Origin of the sequence: Campylobacter concisus, from assembly GCF_003048555.1 — a bacterium.
GTDB lineage: Bacteria > Campylobacterota > Campylobacteria > Campylobacterales > Campylobacteraceae > Campylobacter_A > Campylobacter_A concisus_AO.
In genome coordinates this window covers 1-22,384 of record NZ_PIRR01000005.1, presented here as the reverse complement: position 1 = coordinate 22,384, position 22,384 = coordinate 1, and the positions used below count along the sequence as shown (strand labels likewise).

Sequence of the window (22,384 nt, the reverse complement as noted above, 5' to 3'; positions counted from 1 at the left end):
TTTAAAAACTTTTAGCTACTATTTTTGTATAAAATTTTCTATCATTTCAGCTTGCCCGTACTGAGGATATTTGGCAATGTCTAAAACGACTTGGGATAAGGTCATATTGTCCATATTGCAAACAATAGGAGCTATAAAATTTACAGTTGATTTTTCAAGCGGGAGTGCAACAACGATAATGTTATAAATTCTAAGTTGAGAGCTTTCTTTAATCTCCATAAGATCTTCATAATAGCTTGGAATATCGAATTCGTAGCTTCTTAATGCAAAAGGATTTATCATTGTAAAAGATGTCTCATCATCTTTGCTTGCTAGCTTAACAAAAAATTTATCAAGTTCAATTAACTCCATCGTCTTGATATGCTCAAAGCCTAAAATAGGGCTTTTAACACTAAAAATCATACTAACTCCTATTTTGTAAAGTTGCCGTATTTTATCATAGTTTTAAAAAATTTATACAAAAATAATAGCAAAAAATGTAGAATACGAGGATTTAAACTTTTTAAGGAAAAGCATGAAAAGATTTTCTAAATTTCTAGCAGTTGTAGCTCTTTTGGGGCTTTTTAGTGGTTGTGCTGAAAAATATACCGAGCTTTACAATCTAACTCCTGATGAGTGGTATGCTCAGGTTATCGCTGATATAAAAGATGGTGATCTTGAAGCAGCCGATAAACACTACGTTTCAATGGCTAGCGAGCACGTAGCAAGCCCGCTTTTGGAGCAAATTTTACTCATCCTTGCCCAAGCTCACGCAAATGACGAAGAGTATCTGATGGCAAATCACTATCTTGACGAGTACATCAAAAGATATGGTGACAACGGCCCAAAAACAGAGTTTGCTCAGTATCTAAAGATAAAAGCAAATTTTGACTCATTTACTCAGCCAAACCGCAACCAAAAGCTTATGGAAGATAGCGTAACAGAGATTGAGAAATTTCTTTATATGTATCCAAATACTGAATATAAGCCTCTTATCGAGACTATGCTTATCAAATTTAAACTCGCGCTTTACTTCCTAGATATGCAAATAGCTGATCTTTACAATAGGACTGGTCGTGATGTTTCGGCTAAAATTTACGAGCAAAAGCTTGAAGAGTCGCCGTTTAAAAACTCAGATCTTATTAAACCTGACGTGGCATGGTATAGAAAACTGTTTGAATAGGAGAAATTTTGCAAATAAACGAAAATAAAGGCTTCCCAACTGAAATTCCCATCATCGTTGAGGACGAGCTATTTTTATATCCATTTATGATAACTCCGCTTTTTTTAAGCGATGATGAAAATTTAAAGGCACTTGAACTCGCCATACAAGAAGAGACTCCGATCCTTGTGGTGCCTACAAAGCCTCAGCAAGACGGTGCTAGAGACTTTGATGGTATCTATGATGCTGGCGTTATCGGCACGATAATGCGCCGTGTGCCACTACCTGATGGACGTGTAAAAGTTCTATTTCAAGGCATAGACAAAGGTAAAATTTTAAAACAATCAGGCATAAACCCACTCCGTGGTATCGTTGATATGCTCCATGTCAAGCGCCCATCACAGGTCAAAACTGACGCATTAATCGTAGTTTTAAGAGAAAAAGTAAGAGAGCTTTCGCAGTTTAGCCACTTTTTTCCACCTGATCTTTTAAAGACGATCGAAGAGAGCGCTGAAGCGATCAGGGTTTGTGACCTAGTTTCAAGCGCACTTCGTCTAAAAAAACAGATCGCTTATAGCTTTTTTGTCGAAGAAAATTTAGAGCAGCGCCTACTAAAGCTCATCGACTATGTTATCGAAGAGATCGAGGCAAATAAGCTTCAAAAAGAGATAAAAAATAAAGTCCATTCAAAGATCGACAAGACAAATAAAGAGTACTTTTTAAAGGAGCAGCTAAAGCAAATTCAAGCTGAGCTTGGAGCGGATACTAGCCGTGAAGAGGAGCTTGAAGAGTACCGCAAAAAGCTTGATGCGAAGAAGAAATTTATGGCCGAGGATGCTTACAAAGAGATCAAAAAACAAATAGATAAACTTAGTCGTATGCACCCAGACTCAGCTGATGCAAACACTTTGCAAAGCTATCTTGATTGGGTACTTGAGATACCATTTGAAAATGTAGCTAAGAAAAAATCATCTATCGCTGAAGTGAGCAAGCACCTAAATGCCGATCACTACAGCTTAGAGAAGCCAAAAGAGCGCATCGAAGAGTATTTTGCTTTGCGTGAGCTTTTGGAGCTTAGAGGCGTTGGCGAAAAGGTAAATAATGGCGCTATTTTATGCTTTGCAGGCCCTCCAGGCGTAGGTAAAACTAGCCTTGCAAACTCGATCGCAAAGGCGCTAAAACGCGAGCTAGTTAGGATCGCGCTTGGTGGACTTGAGGACGTAAACGAGCTAAGAGGACACCGCCGCACCTACATAGGCGCTATGCCAGGGCGCATCGTTCAAGGGCTCATAGAAGCCAAGCAGATGAATCCAGTGGTTGTTTTAGATGAGATCGATAAGGTTGGCAGAAGCTACAGAGGCGATCCGACTGCTGTTTTACTTGAAATTTTAGATCCTGAGCAAAATAATAAATTTAGAGATTACTATCTAAATTTCAACATCGATCTTAGCAAGATTATCTTCATCGCTACAGCAAATGATGTGAGCATGATCCCAGCCGCACTTCGCGACAGGATGGAGTTTATCGAGCTTAGCTCATACACCCCACAAGAGAAATTTGAGATCGCTAAAAAATATCTCTTGCCTCAAGAGCTTAAAAAACACGGGCTAAAACCAAGTGATGTGAGTATCAGCAAAGAGGCACTTGAGCTAATTATCAGCGACTATACAAGAGAGAGTGGCGTGCGAAATTTACGCCGCAGGATCGCTGATATACTAAGAAAAGTCGCCAAAAATATCCTCACCAAAAAGAATGAGAGCAAGATCAGCGTCACGGCTAAAAATTTAAAAGAGTTTTTAGAGAAAAAGGTCTATGAGATCGAGCCAGCGGATAAAAAAGATCAGATCGGCTTGGTAAATGGTCTCGCGTGGACAAGTGTCGGCGGCGATGTGCTAAGGATCGAGGCTATCAGGATCCAAGGCAAAGGCAATATGCAGATCACCGGTCAGCTAGGTGACGTGATGAAAGAGAGCGCTCAGATAGCATTTAGCGTGGTAAAAGTGCTGATAGATAACAAAAAGCTAAAAGTACCAATGGCTATCGTGCCGAAATTTGATGATGACAAGCACAAGCTTGAAGCCAGCGATGTTTATAGACGCTACGACCTTCACTTACACGTGCCAGAGGGTGCGGTGCCAAAAGACGGTCCAAGCGCTGGTATCACGATTGCAACTGCGATCGCATCAATACTAACTGACACAAAGGTCAAACACGACATCGCAATGACTGGCGAGATCACACTAACTGGTAGAGTTTTACCTATCGGAGGACTAAAAGAGAAGCTCATCGCCGCTCACAAAGCTGGCATCAAAACAGCTCTGATACCTCGCAAAAACTATGATCGCGACCTTGTTGATATCCCAGCCGAGGTAAAAGGTGACATGAAGATCATCGCTGTTGATACGATCGATGATGTCTTAAAAAACGCTCTTGTAACTAAAAAATAATCTTTCCCTAGTCCTAAGTGAGATTAGGGCTAGGGAAATTTATAAATTTCGACGATTCTAAAATCCAAATAAAAAGCCATATAACGCATAAAAGCAATTAATAATTTAAACAATATAAGCACATGCAGTACACTAGAGAAAAATAAATTTTAAAATTTATGAGCGAGTAATTTTGGCTCTAAAATCTGAGCTAAGTGGTAAGCGAATTTAGATTTTAGTTCTTGCGAGTGAATGAAGTTTTAAAATTTGAAAACGCTTTATTAAATTTATAAATTCCTTTTTATTCAAAAGAGAGACAATGGGGCTTGGATTACGAGGCCGTCCTCTTCTCTTACTTTTTTTAAATCCGCTAAATCACTCACGTTCAAGATGCATTCAATGGCGCTAAAGCACTTCACGCGTTTCAAATACTCTGATAAATTTTAAAAATGTTCGCTTGTAAATTTTAAAATTTGATAGACTTTTATTTTGTTATAAATTTTTAGCTATTTATGCTTTGCTTCATGCTCTAAAAGCCAGATTTTAGTTGGCAAGCCATCTCCACCTGAGTAGCCGCCAAGCCCACTGCTAGCTAGCACTCTGTGACAAGGAACGATGATAGGCACTGGATTTTTAGCATTGGCTGATCCTACTGCTCGGTAGGCATTTTTGTGGCCTACGGCAAGTGCAAGGGCTGCGTATGTGGTCGTTTCCCCGTATGGTACTTTTTGTAAAGCCTCGTAAATTTTTGCTCTAAAATTAGTTGTTTTTATATCAAGCCTTACGCTAAATTTTTTAAGCTTGCCATTAAAATAAGCCTCTAGCTCATTCAAGCAAAGCTTTAAATTTTCATCTTTTACCGCTATTTTTTCAAATTTATCTACAAAATTTATCTCACAAATTCCATTTTCGCTAGCGATGATCTCCAAAATTCCGATAGGCGATTTTAGGTAAGCTTTTGACACATTTGCTCCTTGAAATTTGAAATTTTGGGCAAATTTTACTTTAGTTTGTTTTGCTTTTTGATAAAATGCAAGCAAAACTAGCAATTTTTAGACTAAAAATAACAAGCAAAAACCACAAAGGAATTTCATGAGCTTTTTTACCGACTACGAAAAACACGTGAGCGAGCGAGAAAAAGAGGGCGTGCCACCGCTTGCGCTAAATGCCAAGCAAACAAGTGAAGTTTGCGAGCTAATAAAGCTTGCCAGTAAGTCTAGTGGCGACGAAAAGGCGCAAAGCGAGCTAAAATTTCTTATAAGTTTGCTTGAAACTCGTATTAATCCTGGCGTTGATGATGCAGCGAAGATAAAGGCAGAATTTCTTGGTGAAGTAATAGACGGGTTTGCTGTTAACGGCCTTGACGCTATGCGTGCTATTAAAATTTTAGGCAAGATGCTTGGTGGATATAACGTGGAAATTTTGGTGCGAGCTCTAAAAAATAGCAATGAAAATATCGCTCGCGCTGCAGCAAATGAGCTAAAAAATATTATCCTGGTGCATGAATATTTTGACGAGATCGCAAAGCTAGCAAGCAACAATAAATTTGCAAAAGAGGTGCTTGTTTCTTGGGCAAATGCGGAGTGGTTTACACATAAAAAGCCAATTGAAACCTGTATAAACGCAGTCGTTTTTAAAGTACCTGGTGAGACAAATACTGATGACCTAAGTCCAGCGAGCGAAGCCTATACAAGGGCCGATATACCGCTTCACGCAAAAGCAATGCTTGTTAAAAAGATGCCTGAGGGTCTAGAAATTTTAAAAGGGCTCAAAACTCGTGGTAAAAAAGTGGCGTATGTTGGCGATGTGGTTGGCACTGGCAGCAGCAGAAAGAGCGGTATAAACTCGATCCAGTGGCATTTAGGCGATGAGATAGAGGGCGTGCCAAACAAAAAAACTGGCGGCATCGTGATAGGCACGACCATAGCTCCAATATTTTTTAACACCGCCGAAGATAGCGGTGCAATGCCAATAGTTGCAAACGTAAATGAGCTTGAGATGGGCGATGAGATAGAAATTTATCCATTTAAAGGCGAAATTTATAAACTTGTAGGCACTGAGAAAAAACTCGTGGCAAATTTTAAACTAAACCCAAATACTCTAAGCGATGAGATAAGAGCAGGTGGCAGGATACCGCTTATGATAGGACGGCAAGTGACCAAAAAGGCTAGAGAGGCTCTAGGGCTTGGCGAGGAGCAAATTTTTATAAAGCCAGATCAGCCAAAAGAGCAGAGCGGTGGCTATACGCTGGCTCAAAAGATGGTTGGCAAGGCTTGCGGCGTAGCTGGCGTTAGAGCTGGGGCATACGTGGAGCCAGAAATTTTAACTGTTGGCTCGCAAGATACGACTGGGCCGATGACTAGAGATGAGATAAAAGAGCTTGCTAGCCTTAGTTTTGGCGCGGATTTTGTTTTGCAAAGCTTCTGCCATACGGCCGCTTACCCAAAGCCAAGTGATCTTGTGATGCATGAGAGTTTGCCAAAATTTATAAATTTACGCGGCGGTGTGAGTCTAAAGCCAGGCGATGGCGTCATCCACTCGTGGCTAAACCGCATGGTACTACCTGATACGGTGGGTACTGGCGGCGATAGTCATACGAGATTTCCTATCGGCATTAGTTTTCCAGCTGGAAGTGGTCTAGTGGCGTTTGCAGCGGTACTTGGAATGATGCCACTAAATATGCCAGAGTCGGTTTTGATCAAATTTAAAGGCGAGCTAAAAGAGGGCGTGACGCTTAGGGATCTTGTAAATGCGATACCTTATTTTGCGATTGAAAAAGGGCTTTTAAGCGTTGAAAAGAAAAATAAAAAGAACATTTTTGCGGGCAAAATTTTAGAGATAGAAGGGCTTGAGAATCTAAAAGTAGAGCAGGCATTTGAGCTAAGTGACGCTTCGGCTGAGCGCTCGGCAGCAGCTTGCGTGGTAAATTTAAGCGTTGATAGTGTCGTGGAGTACGTTCGCTCAAACGTTGCGCTAATTGATGCAATGATAAAAGCTGGTTACGAGAGCCGTGAAACGCTTGCTAGACGAAAAGAAAAAATGCAAAAATGGCTAGAAAATCCAACTCTTTTAAGAGCTGATAAAGATGCAAAATACGCTGAAATTTTGGAGATCGATCTAACTCAGATAGATGAGCCGATTTTGGCGTGTCCAAATGATCCAGACGATGTGGCAACATTAAGTGAAATTGTAGCTGATAACAAAAGAGTGCATAATATCGATGAAGTTTTTGTGGGAAGCTGTATGACAAATATCGGCCATTACAGGGCGCTTGCTAGAATTTTGGAGCATGAGAGCAAGCTTACAACTAGGCTTTGGATAGCACCGCCGACAAAGATGGATAAAAGCACACTTGAAAATGAAGGCGTTTATGAAATTTTTAAAAGATTAAATACAAGGACAGAGGTGCCAGGCTGCTCGCTTTGTATGGGTAATCAAGCAAGAGTTAATGACAATGCCGTTGTCTTTTCTACCTCAACCAGAAATTTTGATAACAGAATGGGTATGGGCGCGAAGGTCTATCTAGGAAGTGCCGAGCTAGCCGCTGTTTGTGCGCTGCTTGGGCGTTTGCCAAGCGTAGATGAATATAAAAAGATAGTAAAAGATAGCCTTAGCTTAAATAAAGATGAAATTTATAAATATCTAAATTTTAATGAAATAAGCGAGTTTAGCATATAAATTTGTTACAATATCGCGAAATTTTAAGGAGCTTTGATGAAAAAAGTAGTTTTTTTTCTCTTTTTTAGCGTTTATTTTTTTATAAATTTACACGCTTTAGAGTGCAGTGATCTTGCTAAAAAAGAGAGCTTTAAAACTACTCCAAATGATCTTGCTTACGCGAATGAAGGGCTATTTTACTGTGATGGTTCGCTTTTAAACTTAAAAGAGGTAAAAGAGCTTTTTGATGCGAGTGTGGCTGTGAGAAGTGAGTCTCAAAGTTGCGTTGGTGATAGAGTTTATAAAGAAAATTTAAATAAGCTTAGATGGCTTTTGCTAAAAGCGTCATTTGCACCTGAGCTTTATCAAAAAGAGCTTGCAAAGCCAGAGGTTGCTGAGGGTGAAAAAGACGCTAGGATGGAGTATCTTAGATACTGGGCAAACGAGAGCTTGTTTAATTTTTTAAAATATAAAAAATTTATCGAAGCTTACAAAAACGCTCAAACTCCGCTTGTAAAATTTTATGAAAGCCTTGGACTTGATACGGCAAGTGCCGCTTACTACGCAACTAGCGTGGTAAATGAGTTTTTGACTTTTGGTGTTGGTAAAAATGTAAATAAAGCTAAAATTTTAACACCTGAGCAAAGTATGATGGCTCAAAGGATAAATTCCGATGAGCTAGCAAATTTACTTTACTCAAAAAATTTCAGTACCGCTGAGCTTACAAATTTGCTTAATATCGCACTTTTAAACGAAAAAAGTAGCGATATGATAAAAGAGATCATAAGGCGTGGGGCCGATGTGAATTTGGGTGATGAGACGCCACTATTTTTTGCTTTAAAAAATATAGAAAATGTAAAAATTTTACTTGCAAATAAAGCCGATGTAAATCACAAAAATTTCTTTGGAAAAAGTGCGCTTTTTTACGCTGTGCAGTTTAGCGATAAGCCACTTTGTGAGCTTTTGCTAAAAAATGGTGCCAATGCAAATGAGAGTTACATAGACGAAAATGCCAAGATGAATATGATAAATTTGGGTATGACGCAAGTTGAAGATACATGCGGTCTAGAGCATACAAACAGAAGCGTTTTTATGCATGCAGCAGCTCATGCAACGCCAGAAATTCTAAAGCTTTTGATTGATAATGGTGCTGATATTAACGCCACTGATGACGCTGGATTTAACGCGCTTGACTATGCCATGAAAGAACAAAACGAAAAGACGATCAAATTTTTAGAAAATTTGGGTTTAAAACCAAATTTTAATTAGGAAAAATCATGAAAAAGACAGCTTTTGTAACCGGTACAACATCTGGATTTGGCGAGGCGATAGCCAGAAGACTCTCAAAAGAGGGCTACAAGATAGTCGCTCTTGCAAGGCGAGAAGATAGGCTAAAGAAGCTTGCAGACGAGCTTGGCGATACGCATATCATCGTAGCTGACATACGCGATAAAGAAGCTGTTTTTAAGGCGGTAGAGAGCCTGCCTGATAAATTTAAGGACATTGAAGTGCTTGTAAACAACGCTGGCATGGCACTTGGACTTGAAAAGACGATAGATGCGAAAGTGGAAGACTTTGAGGCGATGATAGACACCAACGTCAAGGGTCTTATCTACTCTACAAAGGCGGTTTTGCCGCTACTTTACAAGCAAGAAAAGGGCTATATCTTTAACCTAGGCTCGACAGCTGGCTCATGGCCTTATCCTGGAAGCAACGTTTATGGTGCTACAAAGGCCTTTGTAAAGCAGTTTAGCTTAAATTTAAGAAACGATCTGGTCGGCACAAATATCAGAGTGACAAACATTGAGCCAGGACTTTGCAAGACTGAATTTAGCGAGGTTAGATTTAGGGGAGATAAGGCAAAGGCGGATAGTCTTTATGAAAATACAAATTTCATCACATCTGAGGATATCGCGACGATTTTGGTAAATTGTCTAAATATGCCTGGAAGTGTCAACATAAATAGGGTCGAAGTCATGGCAAATACGCAGACTTGGGCTGGGCTTGCGATAGAAAAATTTTAAGGAGTTCTTGTGAGACAAATTTTATTATTACTTTTTTTTAGCGTTGCGCTTTTTGGTGTCGATCCAGAAGTGGCAAAGAGAAACGCTGAAATTTATGGCGTATTTACGCTTATACCGCCTGTTGTGGCAATAGCACTTGCTTTTATCACAAAAGACGTCATCTTGTCGCTATTTATCGGTGTTTTTAGCGGAACATTTCTCATAAACATCATCAATGAAAACATCTTTATGGGTATCGTAAAAGGATTTACAGGTATCGTTTCAAGGGTCGTTGAATCAATGGCTGATAAGACCGATTCAGGTATTTTGCTTCAAGTGCTTTGTATCGGCGGCGTGGTCGCACTCATCACAAAGATGGGCGGCACAAAGGCGGTTGCTCTTTGGCTTAGCAAAAAAGCAAAGACTGGTATCTCGGCTCAAATTTCAACATGGCTCATGGGAATTTTTGTATTTTTCGATGACTACGCAAATGCCTTAATCGTAGGTCCTATCATGAGACCAATAAGCGATAAATTTAAAATCAGCCGCGAAAAACTAGCTTTTATCATAGATGCTACTGCAGCACCAATCGCTGGTATAGCTATCATCTCGACATGGGTTGGCCTTGAGGTTTCACTTATTGGAAAGGGTTATGAGCTAGTTGGTGAGACTGATATTAATGCTTATTCCATATTTATTGAGACAATTCCATATAGATTTTACAACCTTTTTATACTATTTTTTATAGTTTGTACTGCTTTGATGCAGCGTGAATACGGCCCAATGTTAGTGGCTGAAAGACGTGCTAGAAAGGGCGAACTTCACTCTGGCAAAACTCAGATCCAAGACCTTGAAGACAAAACTCTTGAGCCAAAAGAAGGCGTAAAACTAAGCGCCTCAAACGCTGTCGTGCCACTTCTTGTGCTAGTTATTGGTGCTTTTACTAGCTTTTACTTTAGTGGTCTTGCTGCACTTGAGGGCGATGCTCTTAAAAATGCACTTGCCAATCCGCTTGCTTTTTCTACTTTTAAAGATACTTTCGGTGAAGCAGACTCAGCTACATCGCTATTTCAAGCAGCACTACTTGCTAGTATCGTAGCTATCACAATGGGCGTTTGGCGTAAAATTTTTGACGTAAAAGAGGCTATCAGTACATGGGTAAAGGGCTGGAAGACTATGATAATTACGGTTGTGATTTTGCTTCTTGCGTGGAGTCTTAGTGCTGTTATAAAAGAGCTTGGCACATCAAGATATTTGGTTGATTTATTAAGCTCTTCAACACCTAAATTTATATTGCCAGTGGCTGTTTTTATCCTTGGTTCGTTTATCAGCTTCTCAACTGGAACAAGCTATGGCACAATGGGTATTTTAATGCCTCTTGCTATCCCACTAGCTTATGCTGTCGGCAAAAACTACGGCCTAGAGGGCGATGCAATGCACGCTTATATGATCGTAAATATTTCAGGCGTGCTTACAGGTGCGATCTTTGGCGATCACTGCTCACCGATATCGGATACTACGATCCTTTCATCAATGGGTGCAGGATGTAATCATATCGATCACGTATCGACTCAAATGGTCTATGCGCTTAGCGTTTGTGCGGTTTGTGTGCTAGTTGGTTACTTGCCGGTTGCACTTGGTCTTAGCGTTTGGATCGCGCTTCCTTGCGGATTTTTAGCGATTTGGGCGCTAGTTAGATTTGTTGGAAAGAAAGTAGAAGCATAAATTTGGATTGCAATTATTTAAAAGAGTGCGGCTCTTGCACTCTTTTTACTCCTTATGATGAGCAAATTTTATTTAAAACTGACCTTGTAAAACAAAATTTTTCAGAGTTTTATGATGGTGAGTTTGATGTTTTTAGCTCAACACCAAAACACTACCGCACGAGAGCTGAGTTTGGCATCTGGCATGAAGGCAGCAAGCTTAGCTACACGATGCATGCAAGCGAAAAGGGTAAAAAGGTCTTTATAGATGATTGTCCAAAGGTTTGCGAGCAAATTTCAGATCTCATGCCAAGCTTGCTTTATGGCTTACAAGAGAACGAAATACTGCGCGCAAAGCTTTTTGGAGTGGAATTTATCTCTTGTAAAAGCGGTATTTTGGTCACACTTCTTTACCATAAAAGACTTGATGGCGAGTTTGAGGCGGCTATGAAAATTCTAGCTAGCAAGCTTGACGTTACCATACTTGCCAGATCTCGCGGGCAAAAGCTACTAAGTGGTGAGCTAAATTTGATCGATGAGCTAGATGTTGGTGGTAAAATTTATAAATTTAGCCTATCTGAAAATGCCTTTATCCAGCCAAATAGAGCCGTAAATGAAAAGATGATAGCTTGGGCAAAAGAGTGTGTAGAGGCTGGCGCTGACCTCCTTGAGCTCTACTGCGGACATGGAAATTTTACCATTCCGCTTTCGTTTAAATTTAAAAATGTCCTTGCCACTGAAATTTCAAAGAGCTCGATCGCAAATGCCCTTAAAAACTGCGAGCTAAATGGGGCAGAAAATATCAAATTTTTGCGTATGGACGCTGATGAGCTTATGAGTGCATTTGCTGGCGTTAGGGAATTTAATAGGCTCAAGAATATAAATTTAAGCAATTTTAACTTCTCTCACGTCCTTGTTGATCCGCCTCGTGCAGGACTAAGCGAAAGTGTCATAAATTTCATCAAAAATTTTAAAAATATCATCTATATATCGTGTAATCCAGAGACTCTAAAAGAAAATTTAAATGAGCTTTGTAAAAGCCATAAAGTGATAAAATTTGCCATTTTTGATCAGTTTGCAAATACTCATCACATCGAGTGTGGCGTGCTACTAAGGGCAAAAGAATAATTTAAAAAAGGAAAAATAAAAATGGTTTCACTAAATAAAATCATCCAAGCAAAGATCACGATCGGTCATTTTGTGACTAAGACCCCATTTGCGCTAAGTGCAAAGCTTAGTAAAATTTTAGGCGCAAGTGTTTACCTGAAAGAAGAAAATTTACAAAGAACTGGTGCATATAAAATAAGAGGCGCATATAATAAAATAGCTAGCCTAAGTGATGAGGAGAGAAAACGTGGCGTTGTGGCTGCAAGTGCTGGCAACCACGCTCAAGGCGTAGCAATAAGTGCAAAGGAATTTGGCGTACATGCTTGCATCATCATGCCAGAATCAACCCCACTTCTAAAGGTTGCTGGCACAAAGGACCTTGGCGCAGAGGTCATCTTAAAGGGCGATAACTTTGATGAGGCATACGCTTTTGCGGTGAACTATGCTAAAGAAAAGGGCATGACCTTTGTTCATCCATTTAACGATGAGTACGTTATGGCAGGGCAGGGCACTGTTGGGCTTGAGATGCTTGATGAGATAAGTGACCTTGATATGGTCATCGTCCCAGTTGGCGGCGGCGGATTAGCTAGTGGTGTGGCTAGTTGTATAAAGCAGGTCAATCCAAAGACAAAAGTGGTCTGCGTTGGTGCAAAGGGTGCTCCAGCTATGTTTAATAGCTATGGCGCTAAAAAGAGTATAAATTCAAAATCAGTCCGCACCATAGCTGACGGCATCGCTGTGCGTGACGCTAGCGAGATCACACTGGCAAATATCGTTGAGTGCGTAGATGAGTTTGTGCAAGTCGATGACGAGGAGATCGCGACTGCGATTTTATTTTTGCTAGAGACTCAAAAGATCGTAGTTGAGGGAGCTGGCGCAGCTGGCGTGGCAGCACTCATGCATGATAAGATAAAATTTAAAAAAGGCGCAAAGATAGGCGTGGTGCTAAGTGGTGGAAATATCGATGTACAAGTGCTATCTATCATCATCGAAAAAGGTCTTATCAAGTCTCACCGCAAGATGACCTTGCAAATAACACTTGTGGATAAGCCAGGAGCGCTCATGAGCTTAACTGACAGCCTAAAATCAGCAAACGCAAACATCGTGAAGATCGACTACGACCGCTTCTCTACTAAGCTTGACTATGGCGATGCAAGCATCACTATCACGCTTGAGACAAAGGGTCTTGAGCATCAAGATAAGATTAAAGAAGTGCTTACAAAAAACGGATTTTCTTTCACTCAACTATTTTAATTTAATGGCTCGCTACCCTTTAAAGTAGCGAGCATAGCTTCTACTAAAACAATATCTCAAATTTTGCATTTACGCTATTTGACTTCACGCCTTTAGCAAAAGCACCTGTGTAAGATAAGCCTAAATTTATATTTTTATAAACATTAGCTTTTATACCAAGGCTGGCTGTGCCAAGATCACGCACCTCTTTTCCTTCAAGTTCCAAGTATCCAGCATTTGCAACATTTACACCGATATTTGCTCTTGTATCGCCGACTAGTCTGTTGTAGGCTAGATCAGCTTCAAATTTCATCTTCATGTTGCCAAGACTAAATGGCACGCTAGGATTTAGACCTAAGCTAAATATGCCTAAATTTCTAGCTTTTTCATCAACGTCCATTCTAAAAATTCCTACATTTTGGCTAGTGCTATCAGTTTTCATATGTAGATAGCTTGCACCCACATAAGGATTTAGTGAGAAATTTGTACTGTTAAAGCTAGTTAGTGCCAAATTTGCGTAAGTAGTAAGTGCTTTTTCTTTGCTCTTTACATGCTCTTTTGAGTAAAAGCTAGCTATTGTAGCACCATTTTGCGTTTTGCGTTTTGCATTTGTGTATATGAGGCCAAGGTCTAGCTTTGTGCTAGAAATTTGACTTTTTGAGTAGATACCGACACTTGCACCTTTTGTTTTGTAAGCATTTTCGCCATCTTCTTTTACTTTTTCGTTGCTAGCACCAAGCACACCACCAAGTGTGAAAGCGTCATTTACACTACCGTCAAATCCAAAAAGCTGGGTGAATGAGTTTGCTTTTACATCATCAAATTTCATAGCGTTAGCCATGGTATTTGACCAAAATTTCATGCCACTCGCATCGATTGCTTTTGCACTGAATGGATCAAATTCATGGTTGATGATTGCATTTTTGAGCAAGATATTTTCTAGTAAAAATGCATTATGCTGAGCTAAATTTGCATTATTTGCAAATGTTTTTAGTGTATCACTTGCTTCTTTTGGTGTAGCGTAGATGAAGTGTCTGTATAGATCACTTGTGATGACTGCTGGTCTACTTCTAAACGGCGAAGCAAGGAGTGCTGGTCTGCTAGCTGTACTCTCTATGAGCTGTGCTACTCTTTTTTGGCCGTCGCTAGCTGCTATACTTGTTATTGTATTTTTTGATTTTTTGAGTGTTAGCTCTAGCTTGTTGTCACTATAGTTTCTAGTAAGGTCAAAAAATGCGTATTTTTTTGAGATGGTGTCGTTGTAGCCACTAAAATTTCCAGTTACGGCGTAAGTTTTTACCTTTGAGCTATCATCATATAGTCTTTTCATGACATCTACATCTGGCTCACTTACATCTATAATAGAGTTCTTCTCAAAATTTAGATTTAAATTTGCTGCATTATTTGAGATGATATAACTACCACCTGTTTTTATAGTAGCTTTTACTGTGTCATTTGTACTTTTTCTAGTTACATCTTTAAAAGATAGCTTTTGAGAAAATCTACTTTTATCAATCTCTCTAACGCTCATCTCTTTAACAATCTCAAGTGCACCACCATTTTCAACGACTACTTCACTTGTCTTTAATGCTTGATTTAGTGCTGTGATCTTGCCACTTTTTATTATGGTTTTGCCAGTGTATGAGTTGTTACCTGCTAGTTTTAGGGTGCCTAGACCTCTTTTGATAAGAGTTCCTTCATAGCCTTCGCTGGCTCTTTGCTCTCTTGCTTTTTCTCTGGCGTTACCTATATCAAGTTCAGCCCTTTGCTCGGCTGTTAAATTTGCCATTTGTTCAAGCTCGGCTTTGCGTTGAGCCCAAATTTGTGCCTCTGCCTCATCTTCAGTCTTTCTATATTTTATAGCTACATCACTGATATTATTTGAGTAAAGATCATCTGTGTCTAGACTTACATCAAATACGCCTAGTAGCTGTCCTGGCCCAAACATAGCCTTTGACATATCAAGTGCTCCCCAGCCCCAGCGTTCGTCAGGTACGCCAAGTGGTGCAGTAAAGCCAGAAATTTTTCTTGTATCGGCTGGCTTTTTAAACTCATCTCTAACTTGTCTTGCCGTAGTTAGCAAAACATCTCTTGCTTGAGAGTTGCTCATATATGGATATCTTTGCATGACAAGACCAAGTGCGCCAGTGACGTGTGGAGCTGCCATTGATGTACCATCCCAGCTGTCATAGCCTGCTTCTCCATTTTTAGGATCAACTGTGCTTGATTTTATACTTTTGCCAGGTGCTGCGATACTCCACCATTTTGAGTGACCTGCTGTGTTAAAGTATTGTGCATCGCCATCTGTCACTCCAGTGACGTTTATCCAGTATTTTTCAGCATCTGGACGAAAATATGGAAGCATTGCTCTTGTGTATGACTCTTTCATGCCATTTCTATTTCCGGCAGTGAAGACTTGAATGATGCCGTATTTTTTGGCGACTTCATAAGCGGCATCCATGAAATTTTTACCATTTGTGACAAATGGATAGTAGCTTTTATAGGCTGCGTCAAGGTCTTTTATATCTAAGCTATTGCCACCATCAAATCCAGTTGCTCCCTCATAAGCTTTATAAAATTTTCGGTTTGAACCCCAACTATTATTTATAGCTCTTGCACCACCTTTGGCTAGTCCCTCGTAAGATGCTAAAAAGAAGTTGTAGTCTTGGTTTGGTCCATATGTCATACCGTCGGTTCCGCCAGTATTTCCTACTATAAGTTTTGAGCCAAACGCTACACCATGCATCCCTTTGCCATCTCTTGAGCCAGCAATTGTACCAGCTACGTGTGTACCGTGCGAGTCGTTTACACCAGCGATCCAGTTGCCATCAGCTTCAAATTTTTCACCTTTTTTAAAGTCGCCAAAGTCAGCTCTGTTTTTGTCAGTGCTTCCTTTTTTTAGGTAAGGTGAGTTGCCGTGCTCAGTATCTGGATATTTTTGCCCATCTTTGTAGTAGCTACCAGAAATTTTTAGTGCGCTTATCCTGCCGTCACTAAGTTCAGGGTGGCTAAGTAATGCGCCAGAGTCCATAACACCAAGCGTCACACCTTTGCCTGTCACTCCAAGAGCATACGCGATAGCTGCATTTATACGCTTTAGTCCCCAGTATGCTTTATACTCAGCGCTCTCCCAGCTGCTTATGTCGCCAAATTTGCCACTTTCTTGATCGTTGGCATTTAGTGAATTTGCAAACAAAAGAGCACAACAAGCTGCACTTATAAAAATACATTTTTTGTTTAAAATGGATCTTTTCACATCTCATCCTTTGCATAAAATTTAAATGGATTGTAATATCCTTAAAATAAATTATTAATTAAAATATTAAAATTTATGATAAAATTTACTTTAATAATCCCTTTTTTACGCTATTTTTACTATAAGATATGAAAAAATAGTTAATATATTATCACAAAAGTATTATTAATTACATTTATATCTTAAAACAATTATTTAAATATGATTTTTAATAAAAGTAAAATTTCACCTTTGCTTTATAAAATTAAGCTAAAATAGCAAGCTTTAAAGGAGAAAAAATGAGCGAATATGCAAATTTGATATTAGCTATCTTATTAGCTGTTTTGGCATTTGCATTTTATAGGTCAAATAAGGCGTTAAAAAAGGCAAAAGATGATAGCGAAAATCTCTCAGTCAGCACTGAAATTTCGCAGCTAAAAAGTATAGGCGAGCTATCTGTTTTTCAAGTATATAGCAAAGAGATCGTCACAAAAACAGATCATGCGTTTGGAAATTTTGGCAAAGAGTATCTAAGATGGCTTATAAGCGAGAAGAAGCTTTCGATGATATTTGAGTTTGAGATAAATTTCATCTACGATCTAACCAGTCCAAAACTCGAGATCACGCAGATCGCAAACTCTAGCTATAAGATCAAGATGTCTCCTTGTAAGTATAAATTTTCGATCGCCGATATGAAATTTTACGATGAGAAAAATGGCAAATTTATACCATTTTTGCTGCCTGACTCGCTAAATGGCTTTTTTGGTAGTACTTTTACAGAAGAGGATAAAAACAGACTAATCGAAGAGGCAAGAAATGAAGTCAAAAAGATGAGCGTTCGCCTTATCTCGCAGCTTCAAAGTAAAATTCATAAATCAGCTCGCGATACGCTTGAAGCGATCGCAAAGAGCTTTGGGGCAAACAAAGTTGAATTTGTCTTTGACGATAATGATGAGCAGATAAGCTCGCAACTAAATTTAGAAAATATTGCATAAAATTTTAAAAAGGAGAAAAAATGAGCGTAAATTCACAGGAAGTCACGCAGACACCAGGCAACAACACAGTCTTTCAAACATGGGTTTTAACAGCTGACAAAAAGGCTTGTAAAGAGGGTTTTGCCGAGCTTTGCGCTTTGGTTGTAAATTTAAATAAAACTGCCAAGATTAGATTTGGCGCAAATGAAAATGTAAACTGCGTCCTTGGCGTGGGCCATGATGCTTGGAAAAAGCTTGAAATTTCAAAAGAATTGCCAAAAGAGCTTGTAAATTTTAAAGCGATAAAAGGCGATAAGCACGAAGCTGTTAGCACAAAGGGCGATATTCATATCCACATCCGCGCCTTAAATGCACCTGATTGCTTCGATATGGCTCAAGCGATAAAGGCTGTGCTTTTTAAATTTGCAGAGCTTACAGATGAGACGCAAGGCTTTAAGTATCATGACGGTAGGGCGATAATAGGCTTTGTTGATGGCACTGAAAATCCTGAGGGCGAGGAGAGAGACTTCTTTGCTAAAGTTGGCGATGAGGACGCTAAATTTAAAGGCGGCAGCTACGTTTTTGTACAAAAATATTTCCATAATATGAAAGAGTGGAACGCTACAAGCGTAAGTGAGCAAGAAAAGGTAATAGGCCGTTCAAAAGAGCTTGACATCGAGATGAGCGAGGATGTAAAACCTACAAATTCACACTCAGCTGCTGCAAACGTAGGAGACGATAAAAAGGTCGTGCGTGGCAATATGCCTTTTACTGAAGGTAGTAAAACTGGCACTTACTTCATCGCTTATGCGAGTACATTTTCAACGGTTGAGCTTATGCTTAAAAAGATGTTTATCGGCGAGCCAAAGGGCAACTCAGATAGGCTGCTTGACTTTAGTACGCCAGTAACCGGAGCTCTATACTTTGTGCCAACAGTTGATATGTTAAGCGATTATGAGGGCTAAATTTAAATGGGTGAGGCAACTTGCCCTTTTAAATTTTAAATAAAAATGCCAGAGTGGTTTATCTACGCGGCTCTTTCAGCTGTTTTTGCTGCGCTTACAGCGATCTTTGCAAAGCTTGGCGTAAAGGATATTGACAGCGATTTTGCGACATTTATAAGAACGATCGTTGTCATTTTGATGCTTGTTTTACTCCTAAGTGTGGCTAAAAAATGGCAACCACTAAGCTCACTAAGCCCCAAAAACTGGCTCTTTCTCATACTAAGCGGCATGGCAACTGGACTTTCGTGGCTCATGTATTTTAAAGCTATGCAGGCAGGCAAGGTTTATCAAGTGGCTTTGATTGATAAATTTAGCGTTGTGCTGGCTATCATTTTGGCTGTCATCTTTCTTGGCGAGAGGTTAAATTTAAAAGAAATTTTAGCCGTCTGTCTTATCGTGTCTGGCGTATTTTTACTCATTTTTAAATAAAATTTTCTGCATTATTCTTAAAATATATTTTTAATTTTAATTTGTAATTAATCAAAAAGCTCCTAAAATTTGAACGATTTCATTTTGAAGGGAGAAATATGAAAAAAATCATTTTTTCAGCCATCGTGGCTTGTGCAGCATTTGGTGCTAGTGTAAACTACACAGATATTGTAAAAGATGTTTACGGTGATGCTAGCTCAACAAAAAGTATAGGCAGACTGCTACCAACCAACGCAGTTGAAATTTTACAAACAAGCGGTGACAGAGCGCAAATTAAAGTAAAAGGCTATCAAAACCCAGCTGTTAGCAACGTAGTTTATTTTGCTGATGGCGCGAGGATTATCTCGGTGGCATTTGCAAAAACTGCACCTTTTGATATTAAAGTGATCAAAGAGGGCAAAAACGGCAAATGGAACGAGGTAGAAACAACAGTTTTTGTTCAAAAAGATGGCTTTAGCACTGACGTAAACGCGATGTTTGCAAAAGCTGATAAGATGTATAAAGAGAGCTGTGGCGTTTGCCATGCGTTGCCTCAAACCACACATTTCAACGCAAACCAATGGCCGTCACTTCTAAAATCAATGATCGGCAGAACCGCAATAGAGAAAAAAGACGAGTGGTTGGTTGTTGAATACCTTCAAAAACACTCATCTGACGTAAACCTAGGTAAATAAGCAAAACTTTTGTAGCGACGAGTAAAAACAAATATTAAAGTTTAGCTTATTCAAAAGAAAACTTAAAATGAAAGGGAGATAAGATGAACGAGAACAGACGAGAATTTCTAAAAAAAGGTGCTACAGCAATTGCAGCGACACCTTTGCTTTCAAGCGTAACAGCATCAAATTTATTTGCTGATGGCGTAAAAAAGAGTGTTTTAAGAGATAGCGAGGTTATCACAGCTGCTCACTGGGGTATGTTAAAAGTGACAACCAAAAACGGCGTTGCAGTAAAGTCAGAACCTATCCAAAAAACAAGTGAAATTTACAATCCGCTTCAGCACTACACACCAGATATGATCTACAAAAGTCGTATCAAGCGCCCAGCAGTAAGAAAGAGCTACCTTGAAGATCCAGATAATCCAAAACCAGAGCTTCGTGGCAAGGATGAGTGGGTTGAGGTGCCTTACGAAGAGGCGATCAAGCTAGTTGCAAGAGAGCTTAAAAAGACAAGAGCGCAAAAAGGCTTACAAAGTGTATTTGCGGGCAGCTACGGCTGGAAGTCAAGTGGAAACGTGCATAACTCAAGAATTTTACTTCATAGATTTATGAACCTTAGTGGTGGCTTTGTTGGCTCGTTAGGGGACTACTCAACAGGTGCTAGCCAGATCATAATGCCTCACGTTGTGGGTAGTATCGAGGTCTATGAGCAGCAAACCAGCTGGCCAGTCGTGCTTGAAAACTCAAAAGTCGTAGTCATTTGGGGTGCAAACCCACTTGCGACACTTCGCATAGCTTGGACTAGCACCGACGAGCAGGGCTTTAAATACTTTGAAGAGCTCAAAAATAAAAAAGATATCAAAGTGATCATCATCGATCCTATCAAGAGCGACACAGCGCAGTACTTCGACAAGGCCCAGTGGATAGCTCCTGTGCCAAATACCGACACAGCGATGATGCTTGGTATGATGCACTACCTATATGAAAGCGGCAAGTATGATAAAAATTTCGTTGAAACCTACACAACAGGCTTTGATAAATTTCTCCCATATCTACTTGGTAAGACAGATAATACTCCTAAAAATTTAGAGTGGGCGAGCAAAATTTGTGGCATCGATAAAGATACTTTAAAAGAGCTAGCTGATACATTTGTCGCAAACCGCACTATGATAATGAGTGGTTGGGGTATGCAGCGCGCTCACCACGGCGAGCAACCACACTGGGCGATGGTGACACTAGCAGCTATGATTGGTCAGATCGGACTTCCTGGCGGTGGATTCGGGCTTAGCTATCACTATTCAAACGGTGGCGCTCCGACTTGCAAAGGTGCGGTCATCGGCGGCATAAATAGTGCAAGTGTTGGTAAATTCAACGAAAAAGGCGAGTTTATTGGCACAGACACAGGCGAGTTTGATAAACGAGGTCGCTTCGTCGCAAAGGCAGCTGCAGCAGCAGGTACAGGCCAAAGTTGGCTACAAAAAGCAACCAACTATGCCTTCCCGGTCGCAAGGATTGCAGATGCGTTGCTACATCCTGGTAAAGTGATCGACCACGACGGCAAAAAGATAACCTATCCAGACATCGACTTTATCTACTGGGTCGGCGGCAACCCACTTGTACACCACCAAGATACAAATACAAATTTAAAAGCGTGGAGAAAGCCAAGAACGGTTGTTGTACATGAATCATACTGGACACCGACAGCAAAAATGGCTGATATAGTATTTCCAGTCACAACAGAGTATGAGAGAAACGACATTACCATGACTGGCGACTACTCAAATATGAACATCGTGCCGATGAAACAAGTCGTTGAGAAATACCACGAGGCAAGAGATGATTATCAAATTTTCATCGATCTTTGCAAGGCTTATGCTAAAAATTTGGTCATTGCCTACACAGATAACGGCAAGGATGAGTTTGACTGGATCAAAGAGTACTATGACGCAGCCTATGCTCAGGTCAAGGCTGTGCCAGAGCTAACTACTGATATGAAGCCATTTGAAGAGTTTTGGAATGAAAATAAGCCAGTTACATTTGCCTCATCTCAAGATAGTGATAGCTGGGTGAGATTTGGCGAATTTAGAGAAGATCCTGTGCTAAATGCTCTTGGAACGCCTAGCGGTCTTATAGAAATTTACTCAGATACGATCGAGAAAATGGGCTATGACGACTGCAAGGCGCACCCAATGTGGTTTGAGCCGATCGAGTGGCTAGGCATGAAAGACAAACCTGCAAAATACCACATGATAAGCGCTCACCCAACTGACCGCTTACACTCACAGCTAAGCCAAACTTCACTTCGTGACAACTACGCTATCGCAAATCGCGAGCCTATCTGGATCAACGAAAAAGACGCAAAAGAGCTTGGCGTACAAAGCGGCGACTTGGTGCGTGTATTTAACGCACGTGGCGAGGTTTTAGCAGGTGCTCATGTCACTAAAAACATCAAAGAAGGTGTTGTAAAACTAGCTGAGGGCGCTTGGTATGACGGCTTTGATAGTGGAATTTGTAAAAATGGCGGTGCAAACGTGCTAACCATAGATATCCCAACAAGCAAGCTAGCAAATGGCAATATTAGCCATACAGCTCTTGTAAATATCGAGAAATATAAAGGCGACGAGGCGTTAAATCTTACAGCCTTTGCTGAGCCAAAAATTTCTAAATAATATTAAAAGCAGGGGAGTCTTCTCCTGCTTTTGAACTTAAAATTTAAAATAAATCTACTACTCACAAAAGCTTAAATTTATATTTAAAGCCCTATAGCTCTATAAAATTTTATTTCACAATGGATGTTGAGGTGATGGGTATAATTT

The 22,384-nt window shown here is 39.9% G+C and carries 16 protein-coding genes; 13 read left to right on the top strand and 3 right to left on the bottom strand.

Features of this window, described 5'->3' with window-relative positions; translation table 11 throughout:
* Positions 1-18: 18 nt before the first annotated feature.
* Positions 19-402, bottom strand: coding sequence for a flagellar assembly protein FliW (gene fliW / locus CVS92_RS01425; RefSeq protein ID WP_054196362.1), 384 nt, complete (start codon positions 400-402; stop codon positions 19-21).
* A gap of 112 nt (positions 403-514) precedes the next feature.
* Here fliW and CVS92_RS01420 point away from each other — a divergent pair, with 112 nt between their 5' ends.
* Entirely contained in the window at positions 515-1,162 is a 648-nt protein-coding gene (locus CVS92_RS01420) for an outer membrane protein assembly factor BamD (RefSeq protein WP_021091013.1), read from the top strand.
* A gap of 8 nt (positions 1,163-1,170) precedes the next feature.
* Positions 1,171-3,588 (top strand): endopeptidase La, encoded by a 2,418-nt coding sequence (gene lon, locus CVS92_RS01415; protein WP_107788265.1) that lies wholly within the window; start codon positions 1,171-1,173, stop codon positions 3,586-3,588.
* A 485-nt stretch (positions 3,589-4,073) separates the two neighbouring features.
* On the opposite strand, the gene CVS92_RS01410 is transcribed toward lon, so the two are convergent.
* On the bottom strand, positions 4,074-4,532 hold the full coding sequence (locus CVS92_RS01410; protein ID WP_107788264.1) for a methylated-DNA--[protein]-cysteine S-methyltransferase: 459 nt from the start codon (positions 4,530-4,532) through the stop codon (positions 4,074-4,076).
* Between the two features lie 127 nt (positions 4,533-4,659).
* Here CVS92_RS01410 and CVS92_RS01405 point away from each other — a divergent pair, with 127 nt between their 5' ends.
* From CVS92_RS01405 to ilvA, 6 genes are read left to right on the top strand one after another with little or no spacing between them, the layout of a single operon-like run.
* Positions 4,660-7,245, top strand: a complete 2,586-nt coding sequence (locus CVS92_RS01405; RefSeq protein WP_107788263.1) for a bifunctional aconitate hydratase 2/2-methylisocitrate dehydratase — start codon at positions 4,660-4,662, stop codon at positions 7,243-7,245.
* A gap of 36 nt (positions 7,246-7,281) precedes the next feature.
* Entirely contained in the window at positions 7,282-8,493 is a 1,212-nt protein-coding gene (locus tag CVS92_RS01400) for an ankyrin repeat domain-containing protein (RefSeq protein ID WP_107788262.1), read from the top strand.
* Positions 8,494-8,501: 8 nt separating this feature from the next.
* Positions 8,502-9,248, top strand: a complete 747-nt coding sequence (locus CVS92_RS01395; protein WP_107788261.1) for an SDR family NAD(P)-dependent oxidoreductase — start codon at positions 8,502-8,504, stop codon at positions 9,246-9,248.
* A gap of 9 nt (positions 9,249-9,257) precedes the next feature.
* Positions 9,258-10,952 carry a Na+/H+ antiporter NhaC family protein gene (locus CVS92_RS01390; protein ID WP_107788260.1) on the top strand — a complete coding sequence of 565 codons (1,695 nt, stop codon included), beginning with the start codon at positions 9,258-9,260 and terminating at the stop codon, positions 10,950-10,952.
* Positions 10,953-10,954: 2 nt separating this feature from the next.
* Entirely contained in the window at positions 10,955-12,058 is a 1,104-nt protein-coding gene (trmA, locus tag CVS92_RS01385; RefSeq protein WP_107788259.1) for a tRNA (uridine(54)-C5)-methyltransferase TrmA, read from the top strand.
* Positions 12,059-12,079: 21 nt separating this feature from the next.
* Positions 12,080-13,291: a threonine ammonia-lyase gene (ilvA, locus tag CVS92_RS01380; protein ID WP_107788258.1), complete on the top strand. Its 1,212-nt coding sequence runs from the start codon at positions 12,080-12,082 to the stop codon at positions 13,289-13,291.
* A gap of 43 nt (positions 13,292-13,334) precedes the next feature.
* Here the strand turns inward: ilvA and CVS92_RS01375 are convergent, their stop codons facing one another.
* Positions 13,335-16,526, bottom strand: coding sequence for a S8 family serine peptidase (locus CVS92_RS01375; RefSeq protein ID WP_107788257.1), 3,192 nt, complete (start codon positions 16,524-16,526; stop codon positions 13,335-13,337).
* A 278-nt stretch (positions 16,527-16,804) separates the two neighbouring features.
* Here CVS92_RS01375 and CVS92_RS01370 point away from each other — a divergent pair, with 278 nt between their 5' ends.
* The 5 genes from CVS92_RS01370 (at position 16,805) to CVS92_RS01350 (ending at position 22,237) form a co-directional block, all read left to right on the top strand.
* The gene (locus CVS92_RS01370) at positions 16,805-17,500 is read left to right on the top strand and encodes a DUF4230 domain-containing protein (protein WP_107788256.1); all 696 of its coding nucleotides are present in this window, start codon (positions 16,805-16,807) and stop codon (positions 17,498-17,500) included.
* Between the two features lie 20 nt (positions 17,501-17,520).
* Positions 17,521-18,444 carry a Dyp-type peroxidase gene (locus tag CVS92_RS01365; protein WP_107788255.1) on the top strand — a complete coding sequence of 308 codons (924 nt, stop codon included), beginning with the start codon at positions 17,521-17,523 and terminating at the stop codon, positions 18,442-18,444.
* A 39-nt stretch (positions 18,445-18,483) separates the two neighbouring features.
* Positions 18,484-18,912, top strand: coding sequence for an EamA family transporter (locus tag CVS92_RS01360; protein ID WP_374057432.1), 429 nt, complete (start codon positions 18,484-18,486; stop codon positions 18,910-18,912).
* A gap of 98 nt (positions 18,913-19,010) precedes the next feature.
* Positions 19,011-19,586, top strand: a complete 576-nt coding sequence (locus CVS92_RS01355) for a cytochrome C (protein WP_107788254.1) — start codon at positions 19,011-19,013, stop codon at positions 19,584-19,586.
* Positions 19,587-19,669: 83 nt separating this feature from the next.
* Entirely contained in the window at positions 19,670-22,237 is a 2,568-nt protein-coding gene (locus CVS92_RS01350) for a molybdopterin-dependent oxidoreductase (protein ID WP_107788253.1), read from the top strand.
* Positions 22,238-22,384: the final 147 nt, after the last annotated feature.

Bases quoted from the DNA above. Each gene is read 5' to 3' on its own strand.
- fliW (WP_054196362.1), bottom strand. From the start codon at position 402: ATGATTTTTAGTGTTAAAAGCCCTATTTTAGGCTTTGAGCATATCAAG.
- CVS92_RS01420 (WP_021091013.1), top strand. From the start codon at position 515: ATGAAAAGATTTTCTAAATTTCTAGCAGTTGTAGCTCTTTTGGGGCTT.
- CVS92_RS01405 (WP_107788263.1), top strand. From the start codon at position 4,660: ATGAGCTTTTTTACCGACTACGAAAAACACGTGAGCGAGCGAGAAAAA.
- CVS92_RS01400 (WP_107788262.1), top strand. From the start codon at position 7,282: ATGAAAAAAGTAGTTTTTTTTCTCTTTTTTAGCGTTTATTTTTTTATA.
- CVS92_RS01395 (WP_107788261.1), top strand. From the start codon at position 8,502: ATGAAAAAGACAGCTTTTGTAACCGGTACAACATCTGGATTTGGCGAG.
- ilvA (WP_107788258.1), top strand. From the start codon at position 12,080: ATGGTTTCACTAAATAAAATCATCCAAGCAAAGATCACGATCGGTCAT.
- CVS92_RS01370 (WP_107788256.1), top strand. From the start codon at position 16,805: ATGAGCGAATATGCAAATTTGATATTAGCTATCTTATTAGCTGTTTTG.
- CVS92_RS01365 (WP_107788255.1), top strand. From the start codon at position 17,521: ATGAGCGTAAATTCACAGGAAGTCACGCAGACACCAGGCAACAACACA.
- CVS92_RS01355 (WP_107788254.1), top strand. From the start codon at position 19,011: ATGAAAAAAATCATTTTTTCAGCCATCGTGGCTTGTGCAGCATTTGGT.
- CVS92_RS01350 (WP_107788253.1), top strand. From the start codon at position 19,670: ATGAACGAGAACAGACGAGAATTTCTAAAAAAAGGTGCTACAGCAATT.